This window comes from Anaerolinea thermophila UNI-1 (assembly GCF_000199675.1).
Lineage (GTDB): Bacteria > Chloroflexota > Anaerolineae > Anaerolineales > Anaerolineaceae > Anaerolinea > Anaerolinea thermophila.
In genome coordinates this window covers 1,273,862-1,293,422 of sequence record NC_014960.1, presented here as the reverse complement: position 1 = coordinate 1,293,422, position 19,561 = coordinate 1,273,862, and the positions used below count along the sequence as shown (strand labels likewise).

Here is a 19,561-nt window from a genome sequence, read left to right as displayed (position 1 = left end):
CTCTACTCCTTCTAAAGGTCAACTCAAGAACATGGGCACGCCCATGAAATCCTTGACACGCGGACGGTACTGTTCAATATCATAGAACGAAGCGACATCCACTCGTTTCTTTCCCGCCAGCACCATTTCCACCGGAACAGTGGTGTACTTACCGCCATGGAGAGCCACCATCTTGCCGGTCTCATTTCGGCGAATCAACTGAATTGCCAGATTGCCGAAGGACATCGCAACCATACGGTCGAGTGAATCGGGCGCGCCGGAGCGCATCAGGTAACCCAACTGCTGGTACATGATGTTTTGCCCGGTGATCTTCTTAATCATCTCAGCGGTAATCAGACCAATACCACCCAGTTTGCGATGTCCATAGGCATCGGCTTCACCGGATTCGATAATCTCGCCACCTTCCATGATTGCACCTTCGGAAATGGTCATGATGGCATAATTCGAGGGATTATTGCGCTTATCTTCCAGCAGGAAATTCGCCAGTTTCTCGATATTGAAGGGCACTTCACTGATTATCGCTCGATCCACATAAGCAAGGTAGGCACTGATCAAACTGGTTTCACCAGAATTACGTCCAAACAGTTCAATTACGCCAATTCGTTCATGGGAACCAACACTGGTGCGCATGTTGGTAATGAACTCGACTGAACGGGTAACCGCTGTGGAGAATCCGATACAGTAATCGGTGCCGAAAACATCGTTGTCCATAGTTTTAGGAATGGCAACCACCGGAACCCCTTCACGGTGCAAACGCACCGCGAATGACAGCGTATCATCGCCACCAATGGGCACCAGCACGTCAATTCCCAGATGAGAAATGACCTTCATAACATAATCGGTGTAATCCATATCCTCAGAGTCTTTGATAGGCTTTCCCCATTTTGAATTTTTCAGGAAATCAGGGGTGCTTTTTGGTGAAACTTTCTGAGGATTGGTGCGCGAGGTATGCAGGAAGGTACCGCCTGTACGGTCAATCGTACGAACCGAGTCGCGCGTCAATTCCTTAATGTAATAATCATGGGTGGAAGGCTCATCCAGATTGTAATTTAACAGACCACCCCAACCGCGGCGAATTCCAAGGACACGATAGCCCATTTCAAATGCGCCCATCGCCACGGACTTAATGGCAGGGTTCAATCCAGGGACATCCCCACCGCCTGTTAAGATACCAATCGTTTTTGTCATGCAGTCCTCCTGTGATGGTAATGATGAGAAAAATTATGCCTCCGCTTCGAGAATAGGCACCTGGAAGGTGATGCGCGCCCCACGTCCAATACCTGCATCAATTTCCATGTAGCCTCCCAAAAGTTCAACTCGTTCGCGGATAAGTTTCAGCCCTAAAGAACTCGATTTTTCCACAGCCTCCGGGTCAAAGCCTTTGCCGTTATCACTTACCGAAACGCGCAAAGTGGTATCATCAGCCACAAGACTTACCGTAATCTGCACGCGCGGCGACTCCTGATTGTGACGGTATGCATTGCCAACCAGTTCCTGAATGGCACGGAAAATCATCACCTCAAGGAAGGATTGGTAGCGCCGCTCACTGCCCTTGATATTGATGTTAATATCACAGCCAGTCTGTTCTTTGAGACTTTCCAGATATCGTTTGATGGTTGGGAACAATCCCAAGTCGTCCAGCATCATCGGACGTAACTCAAAAATGAACGTACGCACCTGCTTGAAGGTACTGGTTGCGGCGTCTTTCAGGCTTGCCATCTCTTCTTTAGCGCGAGCCTGGTCAATATCCAGCAAGCGGGCAACAATTTCCGTCTGGACGATGAAATTGGAAAGCGCCTGAGCAGGCCCATCGTGCATCTGGCGGGAGAGGCGTTGACGCTCTGCCTCCTGGGCATTAATTACCATCTCCAGCATGGCAGAACCGCTTCCAGAATACCCTTTTCCGGAAATTTTGCCCCCCCTGCCCGCCATCGGAAGTATTTGACGAACCTTTTCAATTAACGTGACATACCGCCGGAGTGCTTCTTCATCGTTCTGAAGTTTATCCAGTTGACCGCGCATCACCAGCAGACGCTGTTGCGCATCCAGGGCGGCATTGTATGCCATTTTGATGTCGCTACGGGGCATGGTGTCAAATTGCGCCTGTACCTGTTGGAGATGCGCCGTGATGCTGGCATTGCGCTGCGTCAATTTCGCCAGTTCTGCCTGGCTCTGAGTTAACATAAGGGAAACCTCTTTCAAGGTACGCTGAGCCTGTTCATACTCATTGTCAAGTTCCTTTAAGAAGGCTTCCCACGGATTTTCTTCTACTCCGGCATTGGGGACCTGAAGTGCCATAGGTATTTCTCCTGCTCTTGATATAAGGGCACGTTCAAACGTTCATAGTATACTATGAGTGGTTTATACAGGCAAATCATTCTCTTCTCGCTCAAACTGTTCTGCTCTGCTCCAATTCTATACCATGAAGCGATTTTGGGTCACCTTTCTTTGGTTTCTACTTGTCCTTGGTGGATATTATCTTTTTCATAAGCCCGTGTCCCCTGATGAAATCCGGAGTATCTTTCAGGCTGTTTTCGCCATTCTTACCGCTGGTGGCATGATCGCATTGTGCGGCACAAGCGGTGCCCTTCTTCTTCCCCGCTCTACGTCTGGAGGACTGTCTCACTGGGCTATTGAAACAGCACTGGGAGCAGGAATTTGGGGAATATTCTGGCTTGGCATCGGGTTAACCATAGGGTATTCCACCTGGCTTTTCTGGATACCCTTTCTTCTTTTTTTTCCTCTTCATAAGTGGACACGGGAATGGTTTGCGTCCTTAAAGTGGAACGACAGTTGGAAACTTACTTCTCGATTTGAAAAAGTGCTCGGAGGTATTGCTCTTCTATTAGTTCTTGTTCAACTCTGGATTGCTCTGGCCTCCCCGGCAAAATATGACGCTTTAACCTATCATCTAGCACTCCCTCAACAATATTTAAGATCCGGAAAACTTCTGGTTGTACCCGAGAACCCGTACTGGGGACATCCGCAACTGGCCGAGATGCTGTACACCTGGGCAATGGAATTGTTTAATCCCCAAAGCGCAACGGTGTTCTCGTGGATGATGGCTGTGGTATTCTGGCTGGGTTTGTGGGGATGGAGCAAAGAAATCCTCAAAGAATTGTTCCCTACTTCATCCAATCAAGCGGGGGGGATCATTGCCCTTATAGCCGTTCTCAGCGGCGCATCCACCCGCTGGATGAGCGCCTGGGCATATACCGACCTGTTTTCGGCACTGTTTGGATTTGCCGCATTCAGCATGTTCTGGACATGGTTGAAAAACCGACAGATTCGCTGGTATTTCTGGATGAGTGTGTTTATTGGGCTGGCTGTCGGTGTGAAATACACCTCTGGGATTCTTGCCCTGGCGCTCTTCCCGGCAGTTTGGTTCTTCTCAACGGAAAAGCGGCGCTTCATGGGGACTTTCGTTTTGGGAGGGATCATTGCACTGGCAACCTTCCTGCCCTGGATGCTGAAAAACTGGACTTTGACCGGTAACCCCCTTTACCCTTATCTTTTTCCCACAGCAGAATTTTCTGCCTGGCGGTTAAGCGCTGCGAATCAACCCCCCGAGTCTGTGAACTGGCTGGTGCGTCTTTTTGCGCCCATCACCTTCACCTGGATGGGCGTGGACGGTGCGGCTGGTTCAGCAACGGATATTGGGCCCTTGCTGGTGTTGTTTGCTCTGCCGGGATGGTGGGCAATTCGCCGTACACCACTCGGTAAACTCAGCGGATGGTCCTTTCTCCTCCTATGGCTAATTGTGGGATTGGCAGGTGCCCGTTATGAACACCTTCAGCAGACTCGTCTCTACTTTGCCCTGCTCCCGCTGATTGCCCTCAACGCAGGGATAGGATGGGAATGGTTACAGGAAGTCCGCTGGCGGGAAGTGCGGTTATCCAGACTTGGCGCCGTCCTTGTCCTTCTGGTCAGCGGGCTGGCTCTCTGGCAGGACAGTTTCATGCTGGTACGGTCTCAAGCCATTCCCGTTGTACTGGGCACAATTTCCCCACAAGAGTATCTGGAAAATCAAACCGGCGTTTATTTTCTTGCCATGCAGGAACTCAAAACCCTGCCTGAAGGTTCCAGAGTGCTCTTTCTGTGGGAAGCCCGCAGTTTTTATGCGCCGGATTTCTGCACTGCCGACCCATGGATTGACCGCTGGAGGGCAGATTATCATCAATTGGCAAGCCCTCGAAAAGTCCTGGAAGCATGGAAAAACCAGGGCTTTACCCATCTTCTCATCCACAAGACCGGCATGGAATTTATGCGGGGTGCTGACCGCGCCATGTTGCCCGGGGATTGGAAAGCCTTCGAGGATCTTCTGAAAATGCTCCCCTCCGCACAGCCACTGGCTGGTGGATATTACTGGCTGATTCCACTCACCCCCTAGCGCCAGCGATACACACACATATTTTCACCCCCCGCCCTGGGAGAAAACTTTCCCCGGCTCTGATAAACCAGTGGTTTTCCCTCAGCAAGGTATTGATACCATCCCGGAAAGGTAACCAGGTAATCCACCTGTTGCTGGTCCAGGTAAGCCCGTAAACGGCTTTCGTCCCGAATGAAGGGAATCACTTCAGGGGAGACCAATCCAGCCAGATCGACCAGCCGGCGCTGAGCGAAATAGCCCACAGCCCCAATATCGTGAACCGCAATCAGGGCATTGGGGGGAGTATTCGCCGCCAACCAGTATGCCGTTTCAACCATCTCGCTTTCAATAATCGCTACATCGGTGGCGTAGGCTTGCGCTCCAAGCAGGACAAATCCAAGGGTGACCCCCAGCATACTGCCCAGCCACACCCGGCTGAGCACCCATCCCCAGCGGCTCTGATTGAGACTTCTAACCACCTGTGCCGTACCGATCAATCCCAGAACAAAATAGACTGGCATGGCTGGCATGAGGTAACGTCCATGTTGATAGGTCACCGGAAGACGCAAAGCATACAGAGCAACGTATCCAAGAACCCAGACGGAAGCCAGAAGAAAAGCAACGTTTTTGTTTTTCCAAGCCTGGTAGATTCCCCAGAGAAAACCGGGAAGCAACAAACCGCTCCCCCCTACCAGCATAACGCCAAAAGAGCGCAGAAAACGCAAGAGCAGTGGGCGCTCATATAAAACAGCGTATTCAGCCTGTTTGGCATAGAAGGTATTAGGGAAAATGCTTCCTGAAAGCAGAAGATTAAATCCCATGTACAGGGTAAACAGCAGTAGAAAACCGGTCAGGAATTTCACCGCATCTCTCCAGCAGGTTTCCCCACGAGAAAATCTCCATAGCCACATCAGAAAAACCGGAGCAATCAGGGTGATAGCATCCGGGCGAACCCAGATCCCCCCGCCGATAAGAATCCCCATCCAGCCCCAGCGGGAACGCGATTCTCCGACGAGCCATAAAACCGCAAGCACCAAACACGCCATGAACGCTGTTTCCATCCCCGAAAGCGCCGCCCAGAGCAAATGCCACTCAAGCCCAAGAAAAATAGCCGCGAAAGGAAAAAAAACACCCGTTTCCCGTTCAAACCATCTCTGTCCGAGAATCATCAATCCAATCAGAGAGCAAACCCCCAGGGAAAACGTCCACGTATATGGTATGCCAGAGGACAAGAAATGCCCCAGTGCCAGCAAAAGTGACCACAAGGGCGCAGTGGAGCCTGCCGAAGGTTGCCCAGGCACAAAAGCCCACTCCCCAATTTTTGCTAAATTGCGAGCGTAGGTTTGATGAATCCATGCATCATCCAGAGGAAAACCGATGCGGTACGTCCGATAACTCATCCAGAGGTAAAGGAAAACACCTGCTCCCACAAGAAGGAGTGCCACAATATTCGACCAACGCCCACGTTCACGGAATAAACTCATAGATGCGCACCCCTTCAACCGTTCCAAAATAATTCAAATCCCTCGTGGTTACCGGATGAAGATACCATTCCGATAAGTATCCAGAATTGTTTTCATCCAAGAGCAAGAAACGCGCTCCGTAACGCCGCCCTGTAGCAAGTACATCCTGCTCATGTCCAAAGGGAATAACAATTGCCGGCCTTCCCGTTGCATAAGTATAACCGGGCGGATTGTTCACCATCACCACATCTTCAGGCTGAGCCAATCGTTGCCGCAACCAGGTTTCCAGGCGAAGCGCCTGCTGGTAAGACTGCTCCCAGCGAATCTCCCTGCCAGACTCTGTGCCAATCACGGTACTTGCATATATCCCCCAGGAGAGCAGGAAAGAAGTTGCCAAGAGCAATCCATACACAAACCGCAGAACATGATGCCCACGCTCCCATTTGCGCCATTCGGACACTTTCCTGACCACCTGTTCAATTCCAACCGGGGCTAATGCCCAAAGCAGGGTTTGAATGCCTGCGCCGGCGTGGAAAAACGATCCATTGATGCCTGCGTAAGGGAACACCAGTGTGAAAACGAGAAAAATCGCCGTCCATATTCCCAAAGCAAAACGGACAGCACTCTGTTTTCTCAAGCACCCCATGCCAATCAGAATAAAAGGAAAGAGAACTATCATCCCCTGCACGGCAATGGTGGTCTGAAGATTTGCCAGGAACGCCTGCCATCGACCTTCCAGATGCGCCTGCCAGCCAGCCTCCAACCAGCGCTGAAAGGTCAATTGGCTGGCAGGATGGAGATACAAATCCTCGTAGCGGGTTACCCACAGGGTCAGCCCATTACCCGGCGGGAAAATGCGTCCAAACACCTCCACGTTACGGAGATACCAACTTCCCATCACCAGGGTATAGCCCACCAGCAACAAGGCAGAACGTTTGAGCATTTGAGTCCCTAACTGGCGGAAGGAAGAACGTGTAAACCATGCTCTACCATTCCACCAGATCAGTCCTCCCAACAGCCAAAGAATGCCATCGGCACGGGTGAAGTGAAGAGCCCCTGCAAGGATGCCAAAAGCCAGCCTAGCGAACCAGTGCTCAAGGGTTACCAGAAGAATCGCTCCCCCTCCCAGAAGCATGACCACCGCAAAAGCATCTGTGGTGGGCAGATAAGGCAAATAAAAAACCGGGAAGAGCGCGAACAAACCACTGAGCCACGCCTTACGCGAATCTCCATGCAAGCGAATTGCCATCGCATAAGTTAAAACCGGCACCAGAGCCGCCAGAAGACAGAAAATTACCTGTACCCCACGGAAGCTGCCTGTCAATCTCCAACCCAAGGCAGAAAGGATTGAAATCAGCGGCATCCAGTAGGTAAAGGCAGGTTGTGGAAGCGTTTCAGGGTTATCCAGATAATTCCACAGGAAAGGTTGTGACCAGCCTTTGCCCTCGGCAAGTTCCCGCCCCATGACAGCATAGTACTCTGCATCCATGTATCCGGGAACACGTTCCAACCACCCGGCGGGGAGCAAAATCAGCAAAGCCAGGATGTACAGAATCAGTCCACCCCAAAGATGATTACGGGAAACGAAAGACATACACCCACAAATCCCGATAGTTCATACGGTTTTCTTCTACGGCATGGCTACGCAACCACACCAGCACGGGATGCTCCCCAAATCCCAAGCGCTGATAATCCTCCACGGCTTGCTGGAAGACCACAAAATACACCCGTCTGGCTCCCTGCACCGCCCGCTGAATATCCGGCTGGGGGAAAATTTGCATGGCTTCCTGCGAACCTCGTGCAAAGGTATCATTGCCGCTCCCGGGAATATCAGCAAGAAACACCTGAGGTAAATCTGGACGGTAATACTTGACCGGAAAGTAACTTAACTTGTTTTCGTGGACAATTAAATCGCCGGGAGTGATGCGGGCTGCCAGTTCATGCGCTACCTGCCGAAAAGGCGCTCGCGGGAAATCCAGGAAATTTGCCTGGACAGGAATGCCAATCAATGCCCCCAGTACAAAGCCAGCCAGAATGATTTTCCCGCCTCCCTGTTGCCACCGTTGAACGATTCCATGTGCTGCCATTGCCAGAAAAGCAAATGAGGAGAGGATGAAACCACGAGGCACAAAGACGGGTTTGAACAGGTAAGACGCCGTAAAAAATAATACCGGAATAACCAGCATCACCACCCAGAGGAAGCCTGTCCACTCACCGGCAACATGCCGCCGTGAAAATTCCCAAGTTACCAGCACGAAAGTTTCCAGAGCAACCAGCGCTCCAATCCAAAGCCAGATGCCGGTCAGGGGAAGTCCGGTTACCCAAACCAGCGGCACCTGCAACCAGTCCACCACCCCGGGACGCCACAACCACCAATCATATTGAATCTTTGCCAGTTGAGTGGGCAGAATGGCTAACCACGGCACAGAGAAGATGGCAATGAGCAGAAATGCTACAACCACCTGAAGCAAGAAATTCCACTTTCGCCGGAATAAAAGATACAAAGGGGCAGGTGCTAACCCCAAAATTGCCACGTTGTGAGTGTACATGGCAACAGTACCGCTAAGGGCTAATCCAATCCAATCGCCTGCCCGGCGAGAAAAGGGTTGATCCTGGCTTTTCCATAAACGAACAAAAAACCATAAAAAGGCAGTTTGGGCAGACAGTAAAAGCGCATAATTGCGAACGTCTTGAGCATGATAGTAGTGGAATGGAGAAATCGCTGCCAGAAAGCCCGCCACCAAAGCCGTGCGAGAATCGCTCATTTCCTGCACCCAGTTCATCAGCAACCCGATTGCCAGCAGAGACAAGAGTATACTGAGTAAGCGGATAAACCAATCTGTATCGGAAATTTGTACCCAATAATGGAGCAGGAAATAATACAGCGGCGGCATGGTATCGGCGGCAGTACCCTGAATGATTTCTGGCAGGGAACGCTGCGCCAGGAAAATGCTGAACACATCGTCATAATGAAAAGGTCGGGAATGAATGCCCAATAAACGTACCGCCAGGGCAATCAGAAAAACACTTGCTTTCCCCAGCCAGGATGACTCTATGCGTTCCAAAACCCGGCTCATCGTTTCCATCCCATCCACGCCCCCAGAGGATGAAATGCCCACCAGCGCACCCAGTACAACAAAACAAACATAACAAACGGCAAGGGGAAGAACATCACCGGGCTTTGTACAGGCTGGTCACCATATTGCACCGTAGAAAGGAAGATAGCCCAAATGCCCACAAAGAGAACAAGCAGAATAATACTCGAAGCAATGGCTGCCCCTTTGTGCCAGCGTTCATACATCAGCGCAAAAGCCAGAATGATGCCGGGAAAGAGAACAACGAAATTTCCCGGATCGGTTTGAATGCCAATCCATTGGGCGATGTTAAGGGTGAGCAAAGCCGTCCACAGAAATCCCCGGAATTCAGCCCGCAATCCAGAGCGCCATTCGACAATCAACATCAGCGCCATGAGGAAAGTAAGCGCCCAGCCAAGCCGTGCTCCAAAAGAGGGCCACCATTGAGCAAATGCTGCGCCGGGTGTGCCTGGTGGATTGTAGGCAGGATATCTCAAGACCTCTCTCAAGTTCTGAATAATCCAATCCGGGAAAATTAACCCCGCCGCCAGAGAGAGCAACCCCACCGTGCCAACCAGCCAGCCCACAAAACGCCAGCGCCTCTGCCCAATGCCCCAGAGAAGTAAAAAAGCCACAATCAGTACCACGACCTGAGGTTTAATTGTGGCAAAAGCAAATAACACCCCGGCAAGTTCATCCGCGCCATCACGCAACGCCAGCAACCCACCGGTGATGAACAACGCTACTAAAATGACCGCATTCCCATTGATGAGCGGGCGCAGCCCATGGTACCAGAGTAACGAAAAGATCAACAACCCTGCCAGCATGAAGGGTGAGGGTTTCCAACGGCAGAGGCGCAGGCTCAGTAAGCTAATACCTACCAATGAGGCTTCCAGTACGGTCATCCACACCGCACGGGCAAGGTTGAAATCGGAAATCAGCGCAAAAGGCAGGAAAAACACCACCGAGTAGAGCGGATAGGCTACCCGCAGTTCATGTTCTCCGGGGCGGGCTGGTCTTCCGTAGGCAAGGGTTTGGATGCGCAGAGCGGCTTCATCACTGTACGGACTGATACCTTCGTAAAATAAAACTCGCGTTCCTACCCAGTGAACCAGAAAGTCATTACCTCCCGGGTTTTTCTGTGTGTACTGATAGTTTGACCAGGTTACCCCGGCAAGTAAAATACCCAGAAAAAGAATCATCAAAATGAGAAGAAGGGCTTGATTACGTGAGCGATTCAAGGTGTTTCTCCATCAAAAGAAATAGAATTCAATCCTCACACCTATAGTACAATCTTTTTGATTTATTATACTGGTACTGTACTGAGGCCTTTATGAATCCAGTCATTTCCCTTGCTCAAATGCATATTGAACCCGGCAATCTGCAAAAGAATGTTGCCACTGCTTTCTCCATGATTGAGAAGTCTGCAACACGGAAGAGCACCATTGTCCTGCTTCCTGAATTATGGTCCAGTGGATATGATCTGGAAAAAGCAGAAACTTACGCCAATGAAACCCCTGAAATTCTGAAGGACTTGACCTACCTTGCCCATCAATACCATCTCTCCATTGGTGGGTCGCTTCTGGAAAAATCCGATCGGGGAATTTACAACACGTTCTACTGGATTTCCCCTACCCGGGAAATTCTTGCCTATCGAAAAATCCACCTCTTCCGACTGATGGAAGAAGACCGCTGGCTTAACCCGGGCGACCATCTTCAAATGGTTTCCACAGAGATGGGGCAAGCGGGCTTAGCCATTTGCTATGATTTACGCTTTCCAGAGTTGTTCCGCCAATACGCGCTGAGTGGAGCAACGATATTTCTGCTCAGTGCCGAATGGCCCCTCAAACGAATACACCACTGGCAAACTCTCCTGCGCGCCCGCGCCATTGAAAACCTGTGTTTTCTGTTCGCTGTCAACTGCGTCGGTCCAGCGTATAAAGACGTATTCGGCGGTAGCAGCGCAATCATCTCCCCGTGGGGAGAAACCCTGGCAGAAGGCAGTCAAACCGATGAAGATCTAATCAGCGCACAAATCGACCCCAACCAGGTGGAGCGGGCTCGCGGTTTCCTGCCCGTTTTTCAGGACCGCCGTCCCGACCTGTATCATCTCAGCGATTAAGGCTGGCAGTGAAGAATAACAGATACCTGATCGCGGTAAACGACCTCCCAATTTAACTCCCGCTCCAGGGCTTTTGACAGCATGGACGACTCGGGCATCAGCGCCCATTGTACCCGGTATTTATCCAGCACGTCCTTCCAGCCATCCTGGAGGGTTATTACCTGTTCATACTCTCGGGTCAGGGCTTCGCCGTAAAAATCGGTTTGCCCGTCAATGAAAACCCGAATGTCAGGGAATGCGCGGTAAAGAATATACCCACCCCAGGGGAAATAATTGAAGACATTGCCTTCCTGAGGGTGCGCCTCCAGCCAATCCATTGCCCGGACGGGGAACACCTCAGACTGAAAACGAGCAGGAATCAAACCCGCACGCGCTGTCCAAGCCATAAAAACAACGATCAGCAAGAAAGTTACCCACCCACCGGCTTTTGAGTCCACTGCATGCATACGCAAGTCCAGGTCACGCAATTTCTTGAACCAGGGAACAGATTCTGCCCATTCCTGAAAAGCGGTGTGAATACTCTTTGCCAGCACCGGAGCCGAGACCACTGCAAACAAGGGGATATTGCGCGCACTGTACAGCGCCATGGCTATCCAGAGACTCACCAGAAGTACTTCATCCACGCGCGGCTTCTGATGGCTGATTCCCCACACTCCCAGGATGCCCAGCACCATGAGCAGGAAAGGAAAAGCACCGGGAGTATGAAAATCAGGGGAAAGATACTCGGCGGTATGTCCCACCAGGTAAGCATTTCGCACATAACCCACTGAGGTTTTCCATAAATCCACCCCAGAGGGATTGAGCAAACTGGCAATCAAGGAAAGTCCCCCTACCCAGAACCAATCACGAAAAACACCAGAAAGGGAAGTAAAAGGCGTTTTTTCTACCCATGTCCTCCATAATATTCCCACACCATATACAACCCACACCACAAACCCCGCCAGAAAAGCGCCATGGGTATTTGCCCAAATCAACATCAGCACAGGAAGTACCAACAGCCCGTAGCGTTTCCTCTGAAAGAGATCTTCTAACCCTTTAAGCCAGATTGCCAGAAAGAGAAAGGTAAACAAGTGGGGACGGGTCAACCAGTGCAGACTGCTTGCCGCCATGGCTAAGAGAGTCACCAACAAACTGCTCAACCAGCCGCCACTGCGCTCCCAGGAAAGACGAAAAACCAGCATGACTGTGAGGGCAACCATCAAGGCACAGAGCCACACTACACCTGCCAGCCCAAACCAGCGTTCCATCAGGGCAAATACTACCTGCGCCATCCATTCATGGGGAGTCAGCACTTCCCCCGCCATGGTGTGGGAAAACACGTCGCGGTTGGGAATCCATCCTGTGTCCAGAATAAAATTTCCGATGGTGAGATGACGTCCCAAATCCCCATCCACGTTCATCATTCTTTCTCCCATACTCAGAACAGCCAGAAAGAACATCAATCCTAGAAGGACTTTCATGGATGGGAAAAACCAGCCAATAAGGCGTTTCATGGCTCTGCTACCTCTTGAATCACCAATTCATTCGGGGTAATCTTATGGCTCAGGTTGTAAAACACCAGATAATCGCCAATAGACTTTTCCTGCCAGGTAATGCCTTTCTCAGCAAACTGCTGACGGAGCAATGCGTTCAGGCGTTCTGTTTGTTGCGTGGTAATGTAAGCGACTCGTTGACTTTCGTTAACCAGACAGTTATAGGGTTCATAACGATTATCGCGGGGAGTGTAAGAGAGATTGAGGTGATACGGTAAGTCAGGAACAAAAATCAGGGTTTCATTGCTTTCAAAAGCCAGCGGATAGGCTACCCAGTAATGGGTGTAACCACGGGTTTCTTCCTGTTCCTGCAAAAAGCGAATCAATTCGCCATCGTATTTGCGCTCAATTCGCGTACTGGCATCCAGTTGCGAGGTAAACCCTGGCGGGGTTGCCAGAGCACTGGCAATATTACCAGCAATGAAATAAGTCAACAAACTAGCAAAAACAACTATCCTTGCCCATCTTGGGACGGAAGACCGCACCATAAAATGGGCTGCGCCAAGAATCAGTGGAATATACAACGGAAGAAAATATCTGCCCGACGGGTCTTTACTGAATTGAGTAAACACATAGGCGAACATCAGCGACCAGCCTACCCCTGTAACCAGCCACCAGTGAGATCGCTGCAAAGAAGGTTTAGAAAGGCAACGATATATCCATACCAGCACCGCCAACCAGGCAACCAGAGCAAATGGGATCAGTGGAGGTACTAACCAATCCACCGACCAAGGCGGGCGAAAACCCCAAGTAACCGGAATAGCAAACAAGATAAACCAGGTGAGATACATTCCGATCTTGACAATCCAGGGGTAAGGATTAGAAACCGTGGGAGAGCCAAGTAAATCGGCTAGCAAACTGAAAAAACCATGCTGGGCAGCATAAATCCACAAAGGGAAGGCTCCCAGCAATACCCCCAGAAGGGCTAAGGCTGACTTCTCCACAAAAAACAAAGCATCCCTTCGCTTAAACCAGTTAACCAGGACAAAGATCCCCGCGGGAAGACTATACACCAGCGTAATGGCATTACACCACACCCCCAGCCCAATCCAGAACCCTAACCCCAATACCAGCCAACCGGAAGAAGATTTTTCCAAACGTAGGGCGGTCAGCAAAATCAAGTTGCCCAACAACAAGGCTTCTCCATACCCCCCAAGAGTGATGGTGGTGTACAGCGTCACATTGACCACGGGAATGGCACTCAGCACAACTGCCCACACACCGATTTTTTCGTTGTCAAAAGCCTCTTTTCCAACCAGAAAAAGTGTGTACAGAAACCCCAAATAAAGTAATGCCTGAACCAGTCGAATCACCCAAATGTGCTGTCCGAAAAGGGCAAAACCCGCTGCGATCAGGTAAGCGTCCAGGCTTCCCATGTAACTCTGCCCGTAAAAGAAAATTGGGCGTTCACCCTGCAAAATATGCTTTGCCATCAAAGCCACAATGGCTTCGTCGGCATTAAAGGGAACACGCTCGGAGAAAACAATGAAGCCCTTCCACAATAGAGAAACCAGGAAACTCCCAAATAAGATGAATGTGCTTTTTCTATTCATGGATTCCTGCCAAAAATCAACAATCCATCACTCCCATACATGTCTGTAGGGATTTTCTTCATCAATCGGTAAGACTGCTGGAACCAATTTTCCTGCAAAAGCCCTTTGCGTCCGTACACTTCCAGAATCACCAGGAAATCAGGTCGTGCATCCCTGATCAGGTCGGGAGCAACGGCGTAATTAATGGCATAGTAGGCTTTATCGAGCGGGTAATACTGAATGCTTTGCGGGGAGTTCAAACCCACTGTATCAAGAATTCGCAAATTGGTTTCATAACCCAGCACCCCCACATCCCCTGCCGCCAGAACTGCCTGAGGTTGATTCTGTGCTCGAATAAAGTCTGCCGCTTCTTTATAGAGTAACTCCAGTTGAATGTAAGCCATGTCGGGCGCAGGTCGTCGAGGACCATGATCGGGAACAAACCGCCATTCACGGAATGACACCACTGCCGGGAATAATACCAGCACAACCGTCAACAGAGAAAATCCCCAGCGTGGCACCTGTTTATGTTTCATTAACCCTCTCAACAAACTTTGCCCCCCAATAAGAATTGCTAGGAAATAAGCCGGTAAAGGCGGGGTAAGATACCAGCGAAAGATCAGTGGATTGGGTAGAGCAAAAGCAAGGAAATATACCCAGGGATAAACCAGCCACGCTCCCAGACGGGGTGCGGTGCGAAATGCGCTTAGAACACCGGTGAGGGCAAGGAAAGGATATACCAGCAACCCGACTCCGATTGCAATATTCCCAATCCAGTGATACTCAAAGAACGGGGTTGCATAATGTTGCAGCAAACGGATCAATGCTGCATGGGGCTCAAGACGGTAAGCCAGTAATTTCGCCGTCACCGAATGAGGAAAGGGACTGCCAAAATATGCCCAAGCAAATCCATACCATCCTATCACAGGCAAAAGGAAAACAAACAAGGCTCGCCACGGAATTGAACGAGGTTTCTCATGAAGGAAACGCGCCAACCAGTCCAACCCCATCAACCCAATCATGAGCGCCGCATCCACACGAGTAAGCAAAGCCAGCGCACCCGCAAGTGCAGTGAGAGAGAGATTATTTCGGAGATAAGCCCATCCCATCAGGGTAAGCAAAAATACATACAGGCTGGTTTCCAATCCCCCGATGGAAAAGGTGACCGAATAAGGGGCAATAGCCCAAGCCAGAGCCGCAGCAAGTCCAGCCTTTTCAAAGTTTACCTGCCTGCCAATCAGAAACAAAAGCACACAGGTAAGCGCATCAGCCACTGCATTCAAAAGCCACGAGATGACAGGAAAATCCGCTTCCGGACCACCGCTCAGAGCACCCAAACCAGCCATCAACAGGGTGTACAGAGGTGTGGTCGTCCCCATAACACGCTCGCCAGGGTTATACACAAACCCCCAGCCACTTAACAGGTTGCGAGCATACCGGTAGGTAATATAAGAGTCGTCAATGGTGCGGGGACCGGGAATCAGGCGGGCAAGTAAAGCCAGCGCAATCAGAAGAACAATCCAGAGTCGGGTTGTCTTTGACATACCCCGATTATACAATCACCTCTCCCATCTATATCCTTTGAGAAGACCTGTCAAAATAGAAAGGCGCCGCGACTTTCTCGGGCGGCGCCTTCAACATAAACCTGAAGAAATTACAGTACTTTATGATAAACGCGGTGATTCTTCCAGGGTTTGCTCCCTGCTACCAGAATATCCTTACGAATCTGTACGGCGGTCTCTGCCATCTGGGTCAGTTCGCCTTCGGTGAATTGAGAATTTTCAAGGAATTTAGCCATCTCAGCATACAGCAGAACGTTGCCGCCACGGCCATGATATTCAGGCAACACACCTACCCCGTTGAGGGAAATAAATTTTGTGCGTTTCATCTCCAGCATGAAATCCACCAATCCCCAGGGGGTAATGCGCCCACCCTGCCGCTGAAGCGCCGCACTGATATCGGGAAAACCAAAGAGGAACCCGACGACATCCTCATTGTAGGTAATGATCTTGATCAATTCGGGAACTGCCACCATGAGCAGGTTATCCAGCACAAATTTGACTTCGCGAGGCGAGAGCGGGTAATACTCCCAATTGTTGACAAAGGCTTTGTTATAGGCTTCGCCAATTTTTGGAGCCCAAGCCACCAGTTCTTTCTTGTTTCGGAAGTTCACCACCTTAAACTTTCCCCGTTCAATCACACGGCGGGCAACCTCACGCATTTTATCAGGCAGTTGGAAATTTTCCCGATTAATATAAGCCGAAACGAAATCCACCTCTTTTTCAAAACCCAGGGCTTCCATCAGTTTGGGATAGTAGTCAAAGTTGTAGTTCATCATCGTCATCATCTGACGATGTTCAAAACCCTCAACCTGAATGCCGTAGCCATCAAAGGCGCTCAGCCCTTTGGGCCCCACAATTTCGGTCAACCCACGGGCTTTGCACCATTCGGCAGCACGATCAAACAACGCACGGGCGACTTCCAAGTCATTGATGCAGTCAAACAAATAGAACTGGGCTTTTTTGCATTGATGATATTCATTAAACGGGCGATTTTCTAAAATGGCAATTCGCCCAACCACCTCTTTTCCCCGTAAAGCAAGGAAGAAATCCCCATCCGAGTGCTCGTAAAAGGGATGCTTCTCCCGATCAAGCATCAAACGAATATCTGAGTAAAAAGGGGGCACCCACTGGGGGGTACCGCGATACAAATCATAATGAAATTGAATGAAACGATGAACCTGTTCCCGAGAGCGGGTATCCACTTGCTGAATGGTGAGCATAAGACCCCTCGCAAATGAAAGTTAGGATGAAAAGATTGTTTATGGAGTATACACCCAAATCTATCTTAAGGTACTTGTGGTAGAAAAATTGGACATTCTTTTCAAAATTACTTATTGACAAACGCTTCAAATGAAATATAATTTTATGTAACAAAACATAATTTTATGTTTTATTGATTTCTCCATGACTGACTCCTCCATGACAAATTACGAGAAAATTCCTAATGCACGATTGCTAGAACTGCTTGCAGAAGACCACGAGTTGCAAAAGTTGGAAGCAGTCACGAAAGCATTAGGCTCAGAAACTCGCTTAAAAATCTTGAAATTTCTCAGCGTCCATACTAGCACTGTTATGGAAATTGCTGAGGCATTAGGACTTCCTCCATCAACAGCAACCCTTCACATCAATATTCTGGAAAACGCAGGTTTAATTAAGACCGATCTACGCCCTGCAACAAGAGGACTTCAACGAGTTTGTGCTCGTGTTTATGATCGGATCATTATCCAATTGCCAGCATACCTGGAAACAGCAGAAACCCCCATCGAAGTTTCCATGCCAATCGGTGCGTACACTCAGATACAGGCAATACCCACTTGTGGCCTTGTAGGAGAACTGGGGATTATCGGTCATTTAGATGATCCATCAGCCTTTTATGAACCTCAAAGGATTTATGCTCAACTAATCTGGTTCCGACGAGGTTTTCTGGAATATCATTTTCCCTACCGCCTCCCTCCAGGAAGCATCTTGAACGAAATTGAAATTAGTTTTGAGGTGTGCTCGGAAGCGCCATTACACCATCCTGATTGGCCTTCTGATATTACTCTGTGGATTGGAGGGATAGAGATTGGCACCTGGACTAGCCCAGCAGATTTTGGCGGAGAACGCGGTATGCTTACTCCCGCATGGTGGGATACACAGAACTCCCAGTATGGTTTGCTCAAGGTATGGAAGGTCACATCTACAGGGAGTTACGTGGATGGAGTACAGGTTTCCTCAATCAAAGTAAAAGACTTACCCATAAAACCTGGTGAACCAATTTCTGTACGAATTGGGATCAAGGAGAACGCTACAAATGTTGGTGGGATGAACTTATTTGGTAGCAAATTTGGCAATTATCCTCAGGACATTGTTATGAGACAGTATTTCAAACGAGTTGGTAAGGAATAAATCATAAGGCAAGCGCTGTATGTGTTCAGTTTCAGGGATGCACACATACAGCGCTGTGGAGAGGAGGTGATTCCATCTCAAATTAAGTTTAACATACCCTACGTGTTTCGTTAATGTTTATAGTTGTCCAGCCTGATAAGGCATGGACAGGTTGTGTCCCATGGGACAATTTGGTTTGTTCGTCAGAAGGAGAAAAGATGAAACTCTTCAGTCGCTACTTTCTACCAATCATGCTCATTTTGAGCATTCTCTTAACCGCCTGTGGAAGTACTACCACACCTACAGCTGCCCCTCAAACGGGTGAACAGCCTGCAGAGCAAAATGCTTGCGGCAAGGTTGAATTGCAATACTGGAATCCTTTTACAGGTCCAGATGGTCCATATATGGGTGAAATGGTAGAAGCATTCAATGCTTCTCATCCAGATATCCATGTAACCATGACCAGTCAAGGGGAGTACTATACCCAAATTTCCACAGCAGCCGCAGCAGACACCTTGCCAGATGTCGCCATCATTCATGCAGATCAAGTTGCCACACTGGCTTTTCGGAATGTTTTGCGCCCTATTGATGATCTGGTTGCTGAAATGGGGCTTTCAGGTGACGATTATCCAGAAGCCGTATGGGCAGCGGGAGAGGTAGCAGGTCACCGCTACAGCATCCCATTGGATATTCACCCCATGACCATGTTCTACAATGCTGATCTTCTTAAGTCCGCAGGTTTTGAAAACCCGCCTGCGAACGCAGAAGAGTTTGAGGCAATTGCTGCCGCTCTGACAACAGAAGAAACGAAAGGATTTGATATCACAGGTGGTTTTCCTGTCCAGCAAATCTTCCAGCAAATGTTACACCAGTTTGGGGGAACTGAATTCAATGAGGACGGTACTCAGGCAACCTGGAATAGCGAAGCAGGTGTCAAGGCACTGCAATGGATGAAAGACATGCAAAACAAGTATTCTGCCCCCAATCTCGAAGTGGACGCAGAACTGAATGCTTTCAAAGCCGGAACTGTAGCCATGATCTGGAATGGGATTTGGCAAACCACAAATGTGACCGGTGAAGGTGTTGAATTTGATGGGCGCGCCACATCAGTTCCACAAATTGGTCCATACATGGCAGTTTGGGCAGGATCACATCAGTTTACCATGCCTGTTCACAAAAATATTGATCCTTGCAAGGACAAAGCTGCTGCTGAATTCATCAAATACATGGTGGCAAATTCAGTCACATGGGCAAAGGCTGGACAAATTCCGGCTTCTAAGTCGGTGCGCCAGAGTGCCGAATTCTTAGCCATCGAACCACAAGCATCTATTGCTAAATCGGTCGACTATGCCTTTTTCCCACCTGCTGTCCCCGGTATCACGGATGCATTTGGCCCGCTTGGTGAGGCAGTAGGTGCGGTAATGAACGGAACCGCTACCGATATCAAAGCCGCGCTGGACGATGCCGCAAAACGAGCCAATGAAATTTTGGCGCAAAATAAAGCCACCTATGGCGACGCTCCCAAGGCTCCTTAATACCC

General features: G+C 49.7%; 14 protein-coding genes. 4 read left to right on the top strand and 10 right to left on the bottom strand.

What is annotated here, in order from left to right:
* Positions 1–18: 18 nt before the first annotated feature.
* Together ANT_RS05805 and ANT_RS05800 are read right to left on the bottom strand one after the other, a co-directional pair.
* Positions 19–1,188: a 6-phosphofructokinase gene (locus ANT_RS05805; RefSeq protein WP_013559581.1), complete on the bottom strand. Its 1,170-nt coding sequence runs from the start codon at positions 1,186–1,188 to the stop codon at positions 19–21.
* A 33-nt stretch (positions 1,189–1,221) separates the two neighbouring features.
* Entirely contained in the window at positions 1,222–2,298 is a 1,077-nt protein-coding gene (locus ANT_RS05800) for a sensor histidine kinase (protein WP_013559580.1), read from the bottom strand.
* A gap of 700 nt (positions 2,299–2,998) precedes the next feature.
* Here ANT_RS05800 and ANT_RS05795 point away from each other — a divergent pair.
* On the top strand, positions 2,999–4,390 hold the full coding sequence (locus tag ANT_RS05795) for an ArnT family glycosyltransferase (protein ID WP_172634577.1): 1,392 nt from the start codon (positions 2,999–3,001) through the stop codon (positions 4,388–4,390).
* Here ANT_RS05795 and ANT_RS05790 read toward each other — a convergent pair.
* Genes ANT_RS05790 through ANT_RS05775 form a run of 4 tightly spaced genes read right to left on the bottom strand, consistent with a single transcriptional unit; the run spans position 4,387 to position 10,147 of the window.
* Positions 4,387–5,853: a DUF8728 domain-containing protein gene (locus ANT_RS05790; RefSeq protein WP_013559578.1), complete on the bottom strand. Its 1,467-nt coding sequence runs from the start codon at positions 5,851–5,853 to the stop codon at positions 4,387–4,389. The two genes, ANT_RS05795 and ANT_RS05790, sit on opposite strands and share 4 nt — an antisense overlap.
* Positions 5,837–7,426: a hypothetical protein gene (locus tag ANT_RS05785; protein WP_013559577.1), complete on the bottom strand. Its 1,590-nt coding sequence runs from the start codon at positions 7,424–7,426 to the stop codon at positions 5,837–5,839. The genes ANT_RS05790 and ANT_RS05785 overlap by 17 nt, the downstream gene beginning before the upstream one ends.
* Positions 7,407–8,909 (bottom strand): glycosyltransferase family 39 protein, encoded by a 1,503-nt coding sequence (locus tag ANT_RS05780; RefSeq protein ID WP_013559576.1) that lies wholly within the window; start codon positions 8,907–8,909, stop codon positions 7,407–7,409. Before ANT_RS05780 ends, ANT_RS05785 begins: the two co-directional genes overlap by 20 nt.
* Positions 8,906–10,147: a glycosyltransferase family 87 protein gene (locus ANT_RS05775; protein ID WP_013559575.1), complete on the bottom strand. Its 1,242-nt coding sequence runs from the start codon at positions 10,145–10,147 to the stop codon at positions 8,906–8,908. The genes ANT_RS05780 and ANT_RS05775 overlap by 4 nt, the downstream gene beginning before the upstream one ends.
* Before the next feature lie 92 nt (positions 10,148–10,239).
* On the opposite strand from ANT_RS05775, the gene ANT_RS05770 reads away from it, so the two are divergent.
* On the top strand, positions 10,240–11,028 hold the full coding sequence (locus ANT_RS05770) for a carbon-nitrogen family hydrolase (RefSeq protein ID WP_013559574.1): 789 nt from the start codon (positions 10,240–10,242) through the stop codon (positions 11,026–11,028).
* Here the strand turns inward: ANT_RS05770 and ANT_RS05765 are convergent.
* From ANT_RS05765 to ANT_RS05750, 4 genes are all read right to left on the bottom strand, one after another.
* Positions 11,025–12,521, bottom strand: a complete 1,497-nt coding sequence (locus ANT_RS05765) for a hypothetical protein (RefSeq protein ID WP_013559573.1) — start codon at positions 12,519–12,521, stop codon at positions 11,025–11,027. The genes ANT_RS05770 and ANT_RS05765 overlap by 4 nt on opposite strands.
* Positions 12,518–14,113, bottom strand: coding sequence for an ArnT family glycosyltransferase (locus tag ANT_RS05760; RefSeq protein ID WP_013559572.1), 1,596 nt, complete (start codon positions 14,111–14,113; stop codon positions 12,518–12,520). Before ANT_RS05760 ends, ANT_RS05765 begins: the two co-directional genes overlap by 4 nt.
* Positions 14,110–15,636: a DUF8728 domain-containing protein gene (locus ANT_RS05755; RefSeq protein ID WP_041454716.1), complete on the bottom strand. Its 1,527-nt coding sequence runs from the start codon at positions 15,634–15,636 to the stop codon at positions 14,110–14,112. Before ANT_RS05755 ends, ANT_RS05760 begins: the two co-directional genes overlap by 4 nt.
* Positions 15,637–15,746: 110 nt before the next feature.
* Positions 15,747–16,874, bottom strand: coding sequence for a hypothetical protein (locus ANT_RS05750; protein ID WP_013559570.1), 1,128 nt, complete (start codon positions 16,872–16,874; stop codon positions 15,747–15,749).
* Between the two features lie 184 nt (positions 16,875–17,058).
* Between ANT_RS05750 and ANT_RS05745 the strand changes: the two genes are divergently transcribed.
* Together ANT_RS05745 and ANT_RS05740 are read left to right on the top strand one after the other, a co-directional pair.
* Positions 17,059–18,042: an ArsR/SmtB family transcription factor gene (locus ANT_RS05745; RefSeq protein WP_013559569.1), complete on the top strand. Its 984-nt coding sequence runs from the start codon at positions 17,059–17,061 to the stop codon at positions 18,040–18,042.
* A gap of 197 nt (positions 18,043–18,239) precedes the next feature.
* Positions 18,240–19,556 (top strand): ABC transporter substrate-binding protein, encoded by a 1,317-nt coding sequence (locus ANT_RS05740; RefSeq protein WP_013559568.1) that lies wholly within the window; start codon positions 18,240–18,242, stop codon positions 19,554–19,556.
* Positions 19,557–19,561 lie beyond the last annotated feature (5 nt).

Excerpts from the sequence above, each read along its gene's own strand:
- ANT_RS05805 (WP_013559581.1), bottom strand. The coding sequence starts at position 1,188 with ATGACAAAAACGATTGGTATCTTAACAGGCGGTGGGGATGTCCCTGGA.
- ANT_RS05800 (WP_013559580.1), bottom strand. The coding sequence starts at position 2,298 with ATGGCACTTCAGGTCCCCAATGCCGGAGTAGAAGAAAATCCGTGGGAA.
- ANT_RS05795 (WP_172634577.1), top strand. The coding sequence starts at position 2,999 with ATGCTGTACACCTGGGCAATGGAATTGTTTAATCCCCAAAGCGCAACG.
- ANT_RS05790 (WP_013559578.1), bottom strand. The coding sequence starts at position 5,853 with ATGAGTTTATTCCGTGAACGTGGGCGTTGGTCGAATATTGTGGCACTC.
- ANT_RS05785 (WP_013559577.1), bottom strand. The coding sequence starts at position 7,426 with ATGTCTTTCGTTTCCCGTAATCATCTTTGGGGTGGACTGATTCTGTAC.
- ANT_RS05780 (WP_013559576.1), bottom strand. The coding sequence starts at position 8,909 with ATGAGCCGGGTTTTGGAACGCATAGAGTCATCCTGGCTGGGGAAAGCA.
- ANT_RS05770 (WP_013559574.1), top strand. The coding sequence starts at position 10,240 with ATGAATCCAGTCATTTCCCTTGCTCAAATGCATATTGAACCCGGCAAT.
- ANT_RS05765 (WP_013559573.1), bottom strand. The coding sequence starts at position 12,521 with ATGAAACGCCTTATTGGCTGGTTTTTCCCATCCATGAAAGTCCTTCTA.
- ANT_RS05760 (WP_013559572.1), bottom strand. The coding sequence starts at position 14,113 with ATGAATAGAAAAAGCACATTCATCTTATTTGGGAGTTTCCTGGTTTCT.
- ANT_RS05755 (WP_041454716.1), bottom strand. The coding sequence starts at position 15,636 with ATGTCAAAGACAACCCGACTCTGGATTGTTCTTCTGATTGCGCTGGCT.
- ANT_RS05750 (WP_013559570.1), bottom strand. The coding sequence starts at position 16,874 with ATGCTCACCATTCAGCAAGTGGATACCCGCTCTCGGGAACAGGTTCAT.
- ANT_RS05745 (WP_013559569.1), top strand. The coding sequence starts at position 17,059 with ATGACTGACTCCTCCATGACAAATTACGAGAAAATTCCTAATGCACGA.
- ANT_RS05740 (WP_013559568.1), top strand. The coding sequence starts at position 18,240 with ATGAAACTCTTCAGTCGCTACTTTCTACCAATCATGCTCATTTTGAGC.